Annotated in this window: 17 protein-coding genes; 2 read left to right on the top strand and 15 right to left on the bottom strand. The window is 43.9% G+C overall.

The window, feature by feature from the left end; translation table 11 throughout:
• Positions 1–98: 98 nt before the first annotated feature.
• Positions 99–644, top strand: coding sequence for a peptide deformylase (def, locus tag KFF44_RS08665; protein ID WP_255933374.1), 546 nt, complete (start codon positions 99–101; stop codon positions 642–644).
• Here def and KFF44_RS08660 read toward each other — a convergent pair.
• The 6 genes from KFF44_RS08660 to rplM all read right to left on the bottom strand — a co-directional run bounded on the left by KFF44_RS08660 (position 641) and on the right by rplM (position 4,657).
• Positions 641–1,465: a DUF3667 domain-containing protein gene (locus KFF44_RS08660; protein WP_255933373.1), complete on the bottom strand. Its 825-nt coding sequence runs from the start codon at positions 1,463–1,465 to the stop codon at positions 641–643. The two genes, def and KFF44_RS08660, sit on opposite strands and share 4 nt — an antisense overlap.
• 123 nt (positions 1,466–1,588) lie before the next feature.
• Positions 1,589–2,083 carry a DUF2059 domain-containing protein gene (locus KFF44_RS08655; protein WP_255933372.1) on the bottom strand — a complete coding sequence of 165 codons (495 nt, stop codon included), beginning with the start codon at positions 2,081–2,083 and terminating at the stop codon, positions 1,589–1,591.
• A gap of 98 nt (positions 2,084–2,181) precedes the next feature.
• Positions 2,182–3,036 carry a choice-of-anchor L family PEP-CTERM protein gene (locus KFF44_RS08650; protein WP_255933371.1) on the bottom strand — a complete coding sequence of 285 codons (855 nt, stop codon included), beginning with the start codon at positions 3,034–3,036 and terminating at the stop codon, positions 2,182–2,184.
• Positions 3,037–3,213: 177 nt separating this feature from the next.
• Positions 3,214–3,570 (bottom strand): hypothetical protein, encoded by a 357-nt coding sequence (locus KFF44_RS08645; protein WP_255933370.1) that lies wholly within the window; start codon positions 3,568–3,570, stop codon positions 3,214–3,216.
• A gap of 146 nt (positions 3,571–3,716) precedes the next feature.
• Positions 3,717–4,193 (bottom strand): 30S ribosomal protein S9, encoded by a 477-nt coding sequence (rpsI, locus tag KFF44_RS08640; protein WP_255933369.1) that lies wholly within the window; start codon positions 4,191–4,193, stop codon positions 3,717–3,719.
• Positions 4,194–4,198: 5 nt separating this feature from the next.
• Entirely contained in the window at positions 4,199–4,657 is a 459-nt protein-coding gene (gene rplM / locus KFF44_RS08635) for a 50S ribosomal protein L13 (RefSeq protein ID WP_255933368.1), read from the bottom strand.
• Positions 4,658–4,942: 285 nt separating this feature from the next.
• On the opposite strand from rplM, the gene KFF44_RS08630 reads away from it, so the two are divergent.
• Entirely contained in the window at positions 4,943–5,953 is a 1,011-nt protein-coding gene (locus KFF44_RS08630) for an NADP-dependent oxidoreductase (RefSeq protein ID WP_255933367.1), read from the top strand.
• 78 nt (positions 5,954–6,031) lie between these two features.
• On the opposite strand, the gene cutA is transcribed toward KFF44_RS08630, so the two are convergent.
• The 9 genes from cutA to panB all read right to left on the bottom strand — a co-directional run bounded on the left by cutA (position 6,032) and on the right by panB (position 14,716).
• Positions 6,032–6,403 carry a divalent-cation tolerance protein CutA gene (gene cutA / locus KFF44_RS08625; RefSeq protein ID WP_255933366.1) on the bottom strand — a complete coding sequence of 124 codons (372 nt, stop codon included), beginning with the start codon at positions 6,401–6,403 and terminating at the stop codon, positions 6,032–6,034.
• 44 nt (positions 6,404–6,447) lie between these two features.
• Positions 6,448–7,479 carry a COX15/CtaA family protein gene (locus KFF44_RS08620; protein ID WP_255933365.1) on the bottom strand — a complete coding sequence of 344 codons (1,032 nt, stop codon included), beginning with the start codon at positions 7,477–7,479 and terminating at the stop codon, positions 6,448–6,450.
• 76 nt (positions 7,480–7,555) lie between these two features.
• Positions 7,556–8,329 (bottom strand): ABC transporter permease, encoded by a 774-nt coding sequence (locus tag KFF44_RS08615; protein ID WP_255933364.1) that lies wholly within the window; start codon positions 8,327–8,329, stop codon positions 7,556–7,558.
• Positions 8,322–9,032, bottom strand: coding sequence for an ABC transporter ATP-binding protein (locus tag KFF44_RS08610; protein WP_255933363.1), 711 nt, complete (start codon positions 9,030–9,032; stop codon positions 8,322–8,324). The genes KFF44_RS08615 and KFF44_RS08610 overlap by 8 nt, the downstream gene beginning before the upstream one ends.
• 7 nt (positions 9,033–9,039) lie before the next feature.
• The gene (locus KFF44_RS08605; protein ID WP_255933362.1) at positions 9,040–10,020 is read right to left on the bottom strand and encodes an ABC transporter substrate-binding protein; all 981 of its coding nucleotides are present in this window, start codon (positions 10,018–10,020) and stop codon (positions 9,040–9,042) included.
• Between the two features lie 79 nt (positions 10,021–10,099).
• Positions 10,100–11,551 carry a ribosome biogenesis GTPase Der gene (gene der, locus KFF44_RS08600; RefSeq protein WP_255933361.1) on the bottom strand — a complete coding sequence of 484 codons (1,452 nt, stop codon included), beginning with the start codon at positions 11,549–11,551 and terminating at the stop codon, positions 10,100–10,102.
• Between the two features lie 40 nt (positions 11,552–11,591).
• Positions 11,592–12,944: a PQQ-binding-like beta-propeller repeat protein gene (locus KFF44_RS08595; protein ID WP_255933360.1), complete on the bottom strand. Its 1,353-nt coding sequence runs from the start codon at positions 12,942–12,944 to the stop codon at positions 11,592–11,594.
• Entirely contained in the window at positions 12,944–13,678 is a 735-nt protein-coding gene (locus tag KFF44_RS08590; protein WP_255933359.1) for a tetratricopeptide repeat protein, read from the bottom strand. Before KFF44_RS08590 ends, KFF44_RS08595 begins: the two co-directional genes overlap by 1 nt.
• A 186-nt stretch (positions 13,679–13,864) precedes the next feature.
• Positions 13,865–14,716: a 3-methyl-2-oxobutanoate hydroxymethyltransferase gene (gene panB / locus KFF44_RS08585; protein WP_255933358.1), complete on the bottom strand. Its 852-nt coding sequence runs from the start codon at positions 14,714–14,716 to the stop codon at positions 13,865–13,867.
• Positions 14,717–14,751 lie beyond the last annotated feature (35 nt).

Genomic DNA, 14,751 nt, shown 5'->3' with positions numbered 1-14,751 from the left:
GGCTTTCGAATGAAATTAAAATGTTTATGCTGCTTGAATCATTGCCAGTGTCCTCCTAAAAGATACGCATTATATAAGAAATATTTTAGGATATTACAATGCCTGCCTTACCGCTTGTTTATGCACCTGATCCAATTTTTAAGAGAAGCGCGCTCGTTGTTCCTTTCATTGATGCTGAAACACAGCAAATAGCCAATGATATGCTAGAGACATTATATGCTGAACGCGGTGTTGGCATGGCGGCCACTATGGTTGGTATCTTAAAACGCATTATCGTCATTGATTTGCAAGAAGATGGCAAGCGGACGCCAATCGTATGTGTGAACCCTGAAATTCTCGCGACCTCCAAGGAGATACAAGTTAACAACGAGGCCTCTCTTTGCTTCCCAGGAGTTTCTGCTGAGATCACGCGGCCAGAAACTGTTGAACTTCGTTACATGGATCTGGAGAGCAAGGTTCACACATTGGAAGCTACCGGATGGTTAGCAGCAATTATTCAGCATGAAATGGAATATCTGGACGGAAAAACCTATTTGGATAATCTATCGCGCATGAAACGGGACCGCTTGATCAAAAAAATGATCAAAGGTCAAAAACAAGGCGGTAGTTGTTGCAGTGATCCAACTTGCAGTAACAACAGTTAGTCCTGTTGAATCACGGTTATCGCGTTGTTTTCCTCTGAATTAATAATTGTGTGCCCTGCACCAACTAATACACCCACAATTGCGTAGGCAAACTGAATAATAATAAATGCCACGATTACATTCAGTATGCTTCTGCCGTTTGTTTTACCAAAAACATGCTTTGATGACCTGAAAATATAGAAAATCAACAGGCCGTAGGTAAGCAAGGAACTTAACAAAGTGAAATAAGCAAGCACATTATCGATACTAAACAATAATACTGACGTGTATATTGCTAACCCAGAAATTATATTTATAGGTATAGAAATATAGCAGGCTAACCTGAGGGAATTACTGAAAGAAACCTGCTTCCAAAAAACGCTTTTAAGGCCTATGGCCAACGTAATTACAGTAACAAGATACGCAATCAACGGATACTCGTCCGTTGCTTCAAACAGCGTATTAAAAATCTCCTGATTTTCTTGCCGAACTTCTTTAAGTTTCTCCTCGGAAGGTTGCTTACTCGGGTCATCACTTCCCAATCTATAACCAGTCTTAAAATGTTCAGTGCTATTCTGTGCCCACTCCTCAGCGATACGACGTTCTAGCTCGTCCGTGGGAACGACGAAGTCAATAACAGTTAACAGGGAAACAACCGTGACCAGCAATTTAAAGGGGTTGGTGTAGTTAAATTTGTTATTATCGATATATTCCAGATAAACTTTATGCGGTGCTAAAAATACTTTTCGTAGCGTGAATAGCATCCCTTTCCGGACATCCAGAAATTCCTCAACAAAATCTTTGATTAACGATGGAGAATTATCGTCCTTGTTCGAAGACATACCCTATACCCCAAATGAATTACCTAGTTATATTGTCTATTGTTCTCATATTATAATAGTCATGCCAACAAAAAAGGCTGCAAAGATATTGCAGCCTAATGTTTATCTAATATCTAGAAATTCTTACTGAAATCTGGGGTCCGCAGCGATGAGGTCCTGCATAACCTGTGCGCCGATTTGCTGGCCTAGAACTTGGCTTGCTTGCTGAGCTGACTGCATAACCGCGGGTAACCTCTCTGCATAGGTTTGAAAAATCGGGCTTTCCATCAACTGCCTAATTTGTGTCAATTCCTCAAGCGAGAATTGCTTTTTTAACTCATTAGCTGTCAACGGAATAATTTGTTTCCGCAACTCACTGATAACGCCGACCTTATAATTACCAACTAACTCCTGTACCGCTGTTTCGCTAACGTCCTTGCCTTGTTGCTCAAAACCCTGCTGTAATTGGGCCACTATATTGGGTGACAACTGATCGAGTAAATCACTCATTAATTTTATAGATGGCTCTACACTGTTACTCAGTTCAATGATTTTCATTGCTTCATTATCAGCGTCGTCTGAAAACGTTGGTAAAGTGAACAAAATCAAAAGAACGGAAACAGAAAATATCAGGCGCATAACAAACTCCAAAATTGCATATGCAGATATGTTGCACCTTCCACAGACATTGTAAACTACAATATTAAACGCAATCAGTATTGTTCAGGTGACTTAGATTATTCTTCTTCAAATCGCCTTCTGCGCTTTAAGGTGAGGCCCGCAACCCCGAAACCTATAATCATCATAATCCACGTCGCGGGTTCAGGTACTGCTCCCACATTTGCGGTCGGCGGCGTTATCGTATCTGAAAATGATCCTACCTGAAGGAATACAGCTGAGTCCAAAATCCGGTCTGAAACGTCCGCTACAGAAATTGATATATTATGGGTTCCCGCTTCCAACTCAATCACTGATGCCGTTAAAACGTCAGTAAAACCATCATATTCAGTTGCGAAATCACCTCTTGTGTTATCGTTATAGAATTCGGAATTACTATTATTATTGACATTATTAATTGAAACGGCGTCACCGTTTGGAAGTTTCGCAATATTTTCTCCATTTACAAAAAAACCAAACACGTCATTAAACTGACTACCTACATATTCATTATATTCTTCAGAGGCAAAAAAATAATTGAAATAGATGCTGCCGCCCGTTGTAGTAAAATCAAAACTCAGCGTAGCAGCATCCAATGTAGAAAAGCCTAAGTCATTTAATTGAGAGTTTCCTGCTCCACCGAAATTTGTCGATGTATAAGTTGACTGGTTAGGCCCGGCAGCATCCAAAACATTGCCAGAACTTAGGATTAACCCCTGATCAAAGAAACCTTGACCAAGTGAACTTCCCCCTGAGAATGTCCCAAATTGTGCTGCATTTCCGCTAATCGAAAAATTGGAGCCGGTAACACCGCTGCCAACGAGCAAATTACCTAGCGATTGTGCGTCGTTGTTAGCAACAATTGTTATTGCAGCATTAGCGGATAAGGTTCCTGCCAGTAAACAAAAGGCTGACGCTATAGTTCGGAGCTTCACAATACAATCTCCCGTTATAAAACGTTGTTTTGCACTTCTCCTCTCGAAATTCGTAAGCCATGAAGGCTATCCCAAAATAATACGAATGATTAAATATAGCATTATTTCGTTATTTTGTTAAGTCTTAAAATATATTTACGTATTAATGAGAATAATAATAACAATATTAATATGTATTCAGCCAGTCCTGATTTGACCTCTTCTCGCAACACCAACATGGCTTACCTGCACAAACTTTTTGAACTGAAAATCGCAAAGTTTGTAGTTAGTAACATTAGGCATTTCAGAAACCTGCTTCAGAAAGTCATGTGCAAGTACAAGGAAGGAAACACGTCTATTAACAACTAAATAGATTTCTTCTTCACCAAAAAATTGGTTTACAAAATCAAGTAGCCTATCTCCATCAAGCCTGTTCCCATCTCCTATGTAGTACCATTCACCCTCACCACTGTTTTCCCACTCAACACGACCAACCGAGTGTTCACAAGCGATATATATACTCTTTGTATCTAAGCCAAAATAGTTGATTGTCATTACTAAACTCACGCCCATTTTATCAAATTATATTTGAAAAATGCTAACTAACACAATTGTAAGACGCAATAACATTAGGATAATTTGAAAGTAAAAAAGGCCGCACAATCGTGCAGCCTTTTGAAATAACTTTGTAAACGTCGCTTTTAACGTTTTGAGAACTGGAAGCTACGACGCGCTTTCGCTTTACCGTATTTCTTACGTTCAACAACCCGGCTATCACGAGTAAGGAAGCCAGCAGTTTTAAGTGCGCCGCGAAGCTCAGGCTCTGCAAGCTGGATAGCTTTTGAAATACCATGCTTAACCGCACCAGCCTGACCAGAAAGGCCACCACCTTTTACTGTTGCGATAACGTCATATTGGTCAACACGATCAGCAACCTGGAACGGCTGGTTCACGATCAGACGAAGTGTTGGACGTGCAAAGTAAACTTCCTGGTCACGGTCGTTTACAGTGATTTTACCTGATCCAGGCTTAATCCACACACGTGCGATCGCATCTTTTCTTTTACCTGTTGCATATGTGCGGCCCTGCGCATCAACAACTGGCTTACGCTCTTCACCAGCAGTTTCAGCAGCTACTGCTTCGCCAGTGATTTCTTTAAGATCTTGAAGGTCTGCCATTTTACTTACCTTTTATTCTTAGGGTTCATGCCAGCCACATCAAGAACCTCTGGGTTCTGTGCTGTATGTGGGTGCTCAGTACCAGCGTATACACGAAGGTTACGCATCTGCTGACGGCCAAGCGGACCTTTAGGGATCATACGCTCGATCGCTTTTTGAAGAACACGCTCTGGGAAACGGCCATCAAGGATTTCACCCGCAGTTTGTGATTTGATACCACCTGGGTGACCTGTGTGACGGTAATAAACTTTGTCTGAACGCTTTTTACCAGTGAGTTTCACTTTTTCAGCGTTGATGATGATAACATTATCACCGCAATCCATGTGCGGTGTGTATGTTACTTTGTGCTTGCCACGAAGAACGTTAGCAACAGCCTGCGCCAAACGACCGAGAACAACATCCTCAGCGTCAACAATAAGCCATTTCTTTTCAATCTCCGAAGGTTTTGCAGTATAAGTTTTCATTGCAATATGCCTCTGGTGTTAATTACTGTAAGGACCATCAAAGACAATTCAGGCTTTGTGACCTTTTCGGCGGCGAGATATATAGTGTTTTCGTCTCCTGTCAACCATTTTATTGAGCATAAAATATTAAAAATACAATAAATACAGTGACTTATTGTTTCGGTATATAAATACCCCACATTTTTTATCTTTTATATCCTCGAAAATCACTTGCACACAGTATTTATACCCATATAGTCCACTTAATGACTTTGATTAACTTGTAAATGAAGTGGGAAATCGTACATGTCCAACAACCAAATTGTTCTGAAAAGCAGGCCCGATGGCTGGGTAACCAATGATAATTTCGATCATGTTAGCGCTGAAATGCCAACACCCGGTGATGGGCAAATGCTTTTAAAGATATTATATCTTTCAGTAGATCCATACATGCGCGGTCGAATGAATGATCGTAAGAGTTATGTTCCCCCATTTCAAATTGGTGAAGCATTACAAGGCGGCGTAGTGGCCAAGGTTGTAGAATCAAACAATGGCGCACACCCGGTTGGCACGTACCTAAGCGGCATGGGCCTTTGGGCTAATTATATGGTTACAGACGGTGAAGGATTTACGCCTGTTGATCCTGACCTTGCCCCCCTTTCCTATTATTTGGGTGTCCTCGGCATGCCTGGAATGACTGCCTATGTCGGACTTAAAGGTGTTGGCAATTTAAAGGAAGGTGAAAATGTTTTCGTATCAGCCGCGTCCGGTGCTGTTGGGCAGGTTGTTGGGCAAATTGCTAAAAACATGGGCTGCCATGTTGCGGGAAGTGCCGGTGCTGATGATAAGGTTGAATATTTGATGGAAATCGGATTTGACGAGGCTTTCAATTACAAAAGCACAGAAAATGTCTTTAAGTCTGTAAGTGACGCTAACCCAAAAGGGATCGACGTTTATTTTGAAAACGTCGGTGGCCCCGTAATGGAAGCGGCGATTAACTGCCTTAACTTTAAAGCGCGTATTCCGCTTTGTGGCATGATTGCTAACTATAACTCCACAATCGATGATATGCCCCCTGGCCCACGCAATCTTCCAATTCTGATTGGTCAAAATGCTAAAATGGAAGGCTTTATTGTCTCCATGTACCCTGAACTCTGCCGTGAATGGATTGGCATTGGAGCTGGCTGGATCAAGGAAGGCAAACTGAAGTACCGCGAAACTATTGCAGACGGTATTGAAAACGCCCCTGACGCTTTCATCAATATGCTGAAAGGTAAGAACTTTGGGAAGCAAGTTGTGAAAGTTGGCGACGAATAGGTATATTTTCTAATATATAATCACGAAAAAGGCCGGTATTTCCGGCCTTTTTTATTGTAGTTATTTTTTTAAATAACTCTATTCCAGCGCCTCAGCATCCGCATCAATTTTCACATAGGCCTCTGTTTCAGGATTTAACACTTGGCCTTTAACCCAAGTTGCATAAACTTCGTTACCCCCGATCATCGGCCAAACGGTAATACAAGGTACTTCATAAGTGTGCAGTTCCTTAATGCGCTCTATAACCAGCTCACTCAGGTGTTTTGACGTTTTAATAAAAAGGGGCACTTCGCCCTCAAGCTGGATTGTCCCATTCCATTCATAAACCGATCGAACAGATTGCCCGACGTTAGCGCACGCAATAAGCTTTTCTCGTACTAATGTTGTTGCCAAGTGAACCGCTACATCCTCGCTATCCGTTAGCGTATATATTGTAACAATATCATCCATGGTATGTTGTTTCCTCACTGTTTATCATTTTTATTTAATTCGTTTTATTTTGCTTCAAACTTTCGTTGAAGGTGCATCAAATACACCATGGTGGCCAGAACAACAACCCCGCCCCCTTGGTGTGCAGTTCCCCATGAAACAGGAACTACCTTTAATAACATGATGATACCAAGGATAAATTGCAAGGCCGTCGCCAAAAGAACGAGCATTGCAGCAAATTTAATGGCGGGAACTTCGCGTCTTGATTTCAGGAATAAACCAATCACAAATAAACTAAAGATATAGGCCCCTATTCGGTGATCAAATTGCACCGTAATGGCATTATCAAGAAAATTGCGCCATACCGGGGTGATATCAAACAACCCATTCGGAACGAAAGTTTCTCCCATCAAGGGCCAAGTATTGAAAATGTGCCCTGCCTTAAGGCCTGCAACCAAGCCTCCCATCACCAACTGAAGAACAAGCACGGCCATTGTTGCATGCGTTAGCAATTTCATACCTTTCGAAGAACCTGCGGGTCTCGGCCTGTAAAGGGAAAACGCGGTCCACAGAAGTGCGGCGAAAATAAATAATGCAAGGGAAAGATGGGCCGTTAGACGGTAATGGCTAACAGCCGGCTCGTCAACCAAGCCCGATTGCACCATATACCAGCCAAGCAAACCCTGTGATCCGCCTGCGATCAAAAGGAACACAAGCCTCGGCTTGTAACCGTTTGGAATTCGGTCCTTAAACCAGAACCAGACGAGAGGCAGGAAAAAGAAGAGACCGATTAACCGACCCAGCAGGCGATGTCCCCATTCCCAATAAAAAATACCTTTAAACTCATCAAGGCTCATCCCTTTATTTTTTAATTGGTATTCGGGGCTTGTTTGATACTTTTCAAACTCTGCTTGCCATTCGCTTTCACCGATGGGGGGCAAAACCCCAGTGACAGGACGCCAATCGACCATAGACAGGCCAGATTCCGTAAGGCGCGTTGCGCCGCCAACAACTACCATCAGGGCAACAATCATCGCCATGAAGATCAACCAACGGCCAACACTGCGCCGATCATTATGTATAGAGTTTGTAATCATATGCAGGTGAGTACCTTGAAATCTTGGTTCAAACAAGCGGTAACAATGCCGCACTGCGTAGCCCTAACAGGACGTGCTATTTCTTTTGATACGCTGGATGCCATTTCCTAAGGACTATCCACTCCAACAAAACAAAACTATAAAAAATCACTATCCCCAGAAGCGCGAGCAGGATAAGTCCAGCAAACATTTTCTCAACCTGAAGTCGGTTGCCCGCCTCAAGAATACGCCAAGCAAGACCGGTTGAGCCGCCTGATCCTGCAACAAATTCTGCGACAACGGCACCGATTAACGACAGCCCGCCGCTTATGCGCAAGCTTGCGAGGAGATACGGAAGTGCCGTTGGCCATGAAAGATGTAAAAACTTCTGTATTTTTGTTGCCTTATAAATCCTGAACAAGTCATCGAGATGGGGATCAACTGATTTCAGACCTGCCGACATGTTCGATAGAATGGGAAAAAATGCTGCCAGCCATGCGATGATAACAAGTGCCTTATCAACGCCGTCAATACCAACCCATATCAAAACCAAAGGCGCGATGGATACAATAGGAGTTACCTGAAGAATAACCGCAAAGGGATAAAACGCACTTTCAAAACTTTTGCTAACACTGAAACCAAACGCCAGCAAAACACCACTAATGACCGCTAATACCAAAGCAATGAGTGTGACTTTTACCGTTGCGAAAAGTGATCCCATCAATGACGAAAAATCTTGAATGAGTGCATCCCAAATCAAACTGGGTGCCGGTAAAATAAATTTGGAGATATTATTGTGACTGACCCAATATTCCCAAAATATCAAGGCAAGGCATAGAACACTGATTGGCAGAATAGTTCGCTTAAGCATAACTTTCTTCCAATAGGTTTGTTATATCACTTACGGCTTTCAAGAACGCCTGGGATGACCGTTGTTCCTGCGGTATCAGTGTTTTATCGAGTTCAGGACGAATTTCGCCGATAATTTTACCTTTTCCCATAACCAGAACCCAATCGGAAATATACGCTGCTTCAAAAATGCTATGAGTCACAAATAGAATATTCCAATTATGTGTTCCATGAAGATCAAGAAGCAAATCATTCAATTTAAAGCGTAATATTTCATCAAGGGCCCCAAATGGCTCATCCATCAACAACAGGGTGGCTTTACTAACTAGCGCACGTGCGATGGAAACACGCATTTTCTGACCGCCCGACAACATTGCAGGATATCTATCCTGAAATTCAATCAATCCAACGGCTTCTAATGCACTATCAATGATCATTTCATCATTAGCATTCTGAAGCTTTAAGGGCAGCGACACATTTTGCCTCACGGTTTTCCAGGGAAGCAATGCAGCTTCCTGAAACACAAAAGACGTTTGGTGCGTATTGGATAATGACAAATCACCTGAGTGTTCAAGCCCTGCTATCAACCGCAAAAGCGTGGATTTTCCGCATCCACTCGGTCCAAGCAACGAAACAATTTCACCTTCTTTAAGGTTGATAGAAACATCGTCAAGGATTTTTGGGCCACTGTCATAAGAGAAATTCAGATTTTCAATCGTCAACATATGCCCACTACTCTGTTTTTGTATCTGTTTTGACAGATGATGGCAAAAATTCAGTGGTAAAGGCTTTCCTTACATCAAGATTTGACGGAAAAACGCCAAGAGCAGACATTTCGCGGTAAAACCTATTCCAACGAGCTGGATCAATCTGGCCAATATCACCACCAGTTCCAACAATATTGGCTGATTTCATCGTCTTAATGGAATACGCAAGCAGTTCTTCCGTTGCTTCCGGATTATCGTTCAGGATTAAGGCGTTTGCGGGCACAGGATCATTATATAAATAATCTTGCCATCCCTCAATTGTGGCTTCCACAAATTTGCGAACAACCTCAGGCGACTTTCGAATAAATTCGCCGCGCACCGTTACCATCGCAGCGTATCCAAGGTAACCTTCATCTGCGAGTAGAAATACCTTTGGATCAATGCCCGCTTGTTTCGCTGTAAAGGGTTCGGACGATAAATATCCCTCTTGGACCGTTCCCTTATTCACGAGCCAGGGCGCCAAAGAATATGTGTATTTTCTAATTTGCTTGTCTGTAAAACCAAACTTGGCTTCCAGCCACGGCCATATCGTTCCAATCGCGCTATCAGCAATGAAAATTGGCATATCCTTCATTTCAGCAATCGAGTTTGCTGGATTTTCCGGGTGAACCATAAAGACTTGTGGGTCTTTTTGAAAAACAGCCATGACAACCTTGGTATCAGCGCCAGCCGCTAGCAGATTAATGGGTTGAAAGTTGTTGGATGTTAGCGCGATATCAATCGCACCCGCCGCCAAAAGCCTTGGGTTATCGCTTTGTGGCCCACCTTGCCGGATCGTTACATCAAGGCCGCGTTTTTTATAATATCCTTTGGCGACCGCTTGGTAAAACCCACCATGCTCCGCCTGTGCTTTCCAATCGGTAACGAAGGTAATTTTCGTATCCTCAGCAATGACTGAGCTGGCGATTAAAGCCAAGCATGAAATCACAAACAAAAAACGGCGCATAGAATGTATCCTCTTCAATAAGAGACTATAATGTCTATACGCCGTCTAGCAATATGAGTTCAGTATTTTGTGTAAATAATTAACGCTGTTTTTTGCGGCGACCTTCGTATGGATTTTCGCTTTTCTTAAAGGTGAAGCGAACTGGAATCCCCGGCAAATTAAAATCACGACGAAGTTCATTTTCCATATAGCGCTTGTAGCTATCAGGAAGATCCTCAGGCTTGTTACAAAATAATTTGAATGTGGGTGGTCTTGCCTTAATTTGCGCACCGTATCGGATTTTAATCCGCCGCCCACCTGCTGCGGATGGTGTTGGGTGTTTTTCCAATACATCTGCAAGCCAACGATTGAACGCTGCCGTTGGTACACGTGCATTCCATGTATCGTAAATTTCTTCCACTGCAGGCATCAAATGCTGCGTACCTTTACCTGTAAGAGCCGAAAATGTAACAACAGGAACGCCTTTTAACTGTGGCAGGCTTTTTGTAAGAGTGTCTTTGATCTGTCGTTGAACGGCCAAACGGTCTTCAACCACATCCCACTTATTCAGCGCGATAACAAGCGCCCTACCTTCATTGGCAACGCGTTCCGCAATTTTCAAATCCTGACGCTCAAAACCACGCTCTGCGTCAAGAAGCAGCACAACAACTTCTGCATACTGAATGGCCCAAAGCGTATCAGATGCCGACAGTTTTTCGAGCTTATCTGTGATATTTGATTTTTTTCGCAAGCCTGCTGTGTCAAACAACTTAACCGGAAGTCCGTTCCATTCCCAATCAACGGCAATACTATCACGCGTTAATCCGGCCTCTGGGCCTGTAATTAATCTGTCTTGCTCGGTCAGGAAGTTAATAAGCGTAGATTTACCTGCATTCGGCCGACCAACAATTGCAAGGCGGAGCGGGCTATCTTCTTCCGCGTCCATGGCGTGATCAGTAAATTCATACTCCATATCCCCTTCTTCAGGGCCGAAATCTTCTTCACGTACATTGTCTTCGTCGTCTTCAGCTTCGTCAGCATATGGGTCAACACCTGCTTTCTCGAGTGTAGCGACGATTTCATTATACAGTTCCGCAAGACCTTCACCGTGCTCCGCCGATAATCCCACGGGATCACCAAGACCGAGTGTGTAAGCTTCGTAAATTCCATCAACAACAGCACTGCCTTCACACTTGTTGGCGATCAAAACAACCGGTGTGTCGCCGCGGCGAAGCCAAGTCGCAAAATGCTCATCCATCGGTGTTACACCAGCACGTGCATCATAAAGCATCAAAGCAACATCGGCCTCATTGAGTGCTGCCTGTGTTTGTTGGCGCATACGATCAGAAAGAGATCCCGGCTCACCTTCTTCTAGGCCAGCTGTATCAATAAGATCGAACTCAAGGTCCGAAATCTTTCCACGGCCATGCTTACGGTCCCGGGTTACACCAGGTGTATCATCTACAATAGCAATACGCTTTCCAACCAGTCGATTGAAAAGCGTTGATTTTCCAACATTTGGACGGCCTAAAATGGCGACAGTAAAGCCCATAACGCTGCCTTCATATATATAAGTTTAATTCTTGATGGGCTTATCGGTAGGCGACAAGCTCACCTTCTTCGCTTAAGAAAATAAATGTATTATCGACAACAATCGGTGGTGTTGTTGAACCTGCAACCAGTTCAGTTCCGCCAATAACCTCACCTGTATATGGTGAAACCGATAAAGCATAGCCATGTGAGCTTGTAACAAGCAATCGATCCCCAGCAAGCACAGGACCATTCCAGCGAATTAAACCGCGGCGGCTTTCCTGCTTTTCAAACCTTTGAAGCTGTGTCACCCAACGAATTCGACCATCTGTCAGGTTAATGCAAACGATTTGGCCGTCAATAGTAGTCGTAAAGCCAAAATTTCCTGCAACCCACGGCATACCAACGCCCGCGATATCGGCTTCCCATGACCGCTCGCCGGAACGCATATCAATCGATACCATCCGTCCTGCATGGCTGACAGCATACAGTTTACCACGGTCAATAACCGGTTCACCGTCAACATCTGCCAAGGTTGCAAGCGGTGTTAAGCGTCTGCTACTCGATAATGCATCCTGCCAAACAATACGGCCGTTGGCAGCTAACATCGCAACCAATTCACCCGAAGACAATGCTGTTACAACTGTTCCGTTATCGAATACTGGGCTTGCCGCACCAAGCATGCCTGCTGTTTCCGCAATACCTACCTGATCCCACAATAGTTCACCAGACTCTGCGTCCAGTGTTATCAGCTGATTATCTTGGGTAATACTGAAAACACGGCCATTGGCAACTGTTGGCGCCCCACGAAAAGGTACGATATCAGAGTAACGCCATAGTTCATTGCCGCTATTACCATCAAGCGCAGCAACAAAACCAAAGCCAGAAGAGACAAAAACTTTACCGCCGCTATAAGCGACGCCGCCGCCGAAGCCGACATCACTTCGCTCATCCGCACTTTCCAGCTCTGTACGCCAGATCACGTTGCCCGACGATAAAGATACCGCTGCAACATTACCTTTTACGTCGACAGCAAAAACCTTACCGTCAGCCGCAATTGGGCCTGTTAGAATTCGTTGATACTTACGGTTACCTGAACCGATATTTGCTTTCCAAACCTGTTGAAGGTCATCACCTAGTGACAGGTGTTGCGCAGAATGGTTTGCATTGGCCCCTACTTGCGACCAATTTTTATTCACATAAGGGCGCGGTAAAACAACCGGCAAATTTGCGATCGCACTATCTGCATCCAATGTTTGTGTCGATGATAGGATCGAAATACGCTCGCGTCCTTCATCATCATAGGTCCGCTTAGGACCACTAGAACCACAAGCTGCAAGTAAAAGAACTAACGTAGTCAGAGAGCCAAATTTCAACAGTTTTGACCGACAAATAGACGAGGAAAAATTACCCATTAATTTACGCCCTCTTCCTCGTTTACTGGTGTATCGACGCTTGTCTCTTCAACAACAGGTGCCTCAACAACTTCGGCACTGTCAGAAAGCAATGAACTAAGTTGGTTAGCGCGTTCCTTGATAGATGGCGGCGCATCAATATCATTGATAAGAAGCTCAAGCGTTTCAATTACAGACGTTTCATTTCCTTGCTGAAGGTCAATAAGCGCTAATTGTTCTAAAGCAGAATAATAGTAAGGCTCACCTTTGATGGCTAAAATAGAGAGCTTAGAGCGCGCAGTATCCAAATCACCAATTTCGTTTGCAAGCAACATCGCTGACAATAAGGACGCAAGATCAGCGAGGACCTTGTCCTCTGCTGACGAAGCAATTGCATTATAGCTTGCCACTGCTCCGGCAAAATCCCGTTCTTTTGCTTTGGCGGCTGCGGCCTGCATACCTGCAAGCGTTGCATACCCTGCATCAAGCTCAGGGAGAGCGCTTTCGATTGATGCAATCAAAGAAAGATTACCAAGTGAACCCTTTTCAATCGCTTCCGCATATCTTGACGAGTTTTCCCGTTCGGTATTTTCTTTTTGCCAAACATAAAGTTCATTACCAGCAACGATCACGACAACCAAAATCGCTAAACCAATAATATATTTACCGTAAGCACTCCAAATGGCGTTTAATCGCTCGCGGCGCAGCTCGTCATCAACTTCCTGCTCTGCCAGTATACTATCACGGTCTGACACGCTTTATCTCCATTCACATCAACAACTATATCCAGCAAATTAACGGTTTAGTTGTTTCTTATCATTCAAATTTGCCGCTACCATAAACAATGCAATCCAGATTAGCAAACCAAGAACTGCATATGGTTCATTTAACACAAACCATCATGAGAATATGTTGATTTTGCGGCAGTTTTCACACCTTACCTATTGATTGGCGCCGCGCATTTTATAGGTATATTCCTCAGAGGGGAAAGCACGGGTGCGAACTTCATCTGCATATGTTTCGATTGCACTGGCAATACCATCCCCTAATTCAGCATAGCGCTTCACAAATTTTGGATTTATCGCAAACAGGCCAAGCATATCTTCTGTCACAAGTATTTGACCGTCACATGCATTCGAAGCACCAATTCCAATGATTGGTACAGCAACCTCTTCTGTAACCTTGCGAGCAAGTGGTTCTGCAACCCCTTCAAGGACCACGGCAAACGCGCCAGCATTAGCAATGGCTTTTGCGTCATCAATGATTGGCTGCCATTCGTCAACTGTACGACCGCGTGCGCCGTACCCGCCGTTTGTATGAACAGACTGCGGCATTAAACCAACATGGCCTAAGACAGGGATGCCACGTTTGGACAGGAACTCAACGGTCTCCACCATCTCAATACCACCTTCGAGTTTCACAGCACCTGCCCCTGTTTCTGAGAGCACTCTGGCGGCATTTCTAAATGCCTGCTCCTTCGATTCTTCATATGACCCAAACGGCATGTCGATAACCACAAGTGCCTGTTTGGCGCCGCGGCAAACAGCACGTCCATGGCTGATCATCATGTCCAAGGAGACACCAAGCGTAGAATCCATTCCATAAAGCACCATTCCCACACTATCTCCAACAAGAAGAAGGTCACAGTGCTGATCAAGACGTGCCGCCATTGGTGTGATGTACGCAGTTAAGCATACGAGCGGAGTCCCGCCCTTTCTGGTGGCAATATGTTTTACCGTTGCCTGACGTTTTGGTCTAACATCAACGGATACATCTTTGGGTTCTGTCGTCATAAGTAATCTCTGATTATCGATATTGAGTGGGCACC

Origin of the sequence: Kordiimonas sp. SCSIO 12610 (genome assembly GCF_024398015.1) — a bacterium.
Taxonomy (GTDB): domain Bacteria; phylum Pseudomonadota; class Alphaproteobacteria; order Sphingomonadales; family Kordiimonadaceae; genus CANLMI01.
This window is presented reverse-complemented; position numbering and strand designations above follow the sequence as displayed.

Excerpts from the sequence above, each read along its gene's own strand:
- rplM (WP_255933368.1), bottom strand. The coding sequence starts at position 4,657 with ATGAAAACTTATACTGCAAAACCTTCGGAGATTGAAAAGAAATGGCTT.
- KFF44_RS08660 (WP_255933373.1), bottom strand. The coding sequence starts at position 1,465 with ATGTCTTCGAACAAGGACGATAATTCTCCATCGTTAATCAAAGATTTT.
- panB (WP_255933358.1), bottom strand. The coding sequence starts at position 14,716 with ATGACGACAGAACCCAAAGATGTATCCGTTGATGTTAGACCAAAACGT.
- KFF44_RS08655 (WP_255933372.1), bottom strand. The coding sequence starts at position 2,083 with ATGCGCCTGATATTTTCTGTTTCCGTTCTTTTGATTTTGTTCACTTTA.
- KFF44_RS08620 (WP_255933365.1), bottom strand. The coding sequence starts at position 7,479 with ATGATTACAAACTCTATACATAATGATCGGCGCAGTGTTGGCCGTTGG.
- der (WP_255933361.1), bottom strand. The coding sequence starts at position 11,551 with ATGGGCTTTACTGTCGCCATTTTAGGCCGTCCAAATGTTGGAAAATCA.
- def (WP_255933374.1), top strand. The coding sequence starts at position 99 with ATGCCTGCCTTACCGCTTGTTTATGCACCTGATCCAATTTTTAAGAGA.
- KFF44_RS08610 (WP_255933363.1), bottom strand. The coding sequence starts at position 9,032 with ATGTTGACGATTGAAAATCTGAATTTCTCTTATGACAGTGGCCCAAAA.
- KFF44_RS08615 (WP_255933364.1), bottom strand. The coding sequence starts at position 8,329 with ATGCTTAAGCGAACTATTCTGCCAATCAGTGTTCTATGCCTTGCCTTG.
- KFF44_RS08595 (WP_255933360.1), bottom strand. The coding sequence starts at position 12,944 with ATGGGTAATTTTTCCTCGTCTATTTGTCGGTCAAAACTGTTGAAATTT.
- cutA (WP_255933366.1), bottom strand. The coding sequence starts at position 6,403 with ATGGATGATATTGTTACAATATATACGCTAACGGATAGCGAGGATGTA.
- KFF44_RS08645 (WP_255933370.1), bottom strand. The coding sequence starts at position 3,570 with ATGACAATCAACTATTTTGGCTTAGATACAAAGAGTATATATATCGCT.
- KFF44_RS08630 (WP_255933367.1), top strand. The coding sequence starts at position 4,943 with ATGTCCAACAACCAAATTGTTCTGAAAAGCAGGCCCGATGGCTGGGTA.
- KFF44_RS08605 (WP_255933362.1), bottom strand. The coding sequence starts at position 10,020 with ATGCGCCGTTTTTTGTTTGTGATTTCATGCTTGGCTTTAATCGCCAGC.
- rpsI (WP_255933369.1), bottom strand. The coding sequence starts at position 4,193 with ATGGCAGACCTTCAAGATCTTAAAGAAATCACTGGCGAAGCAGTAGCT.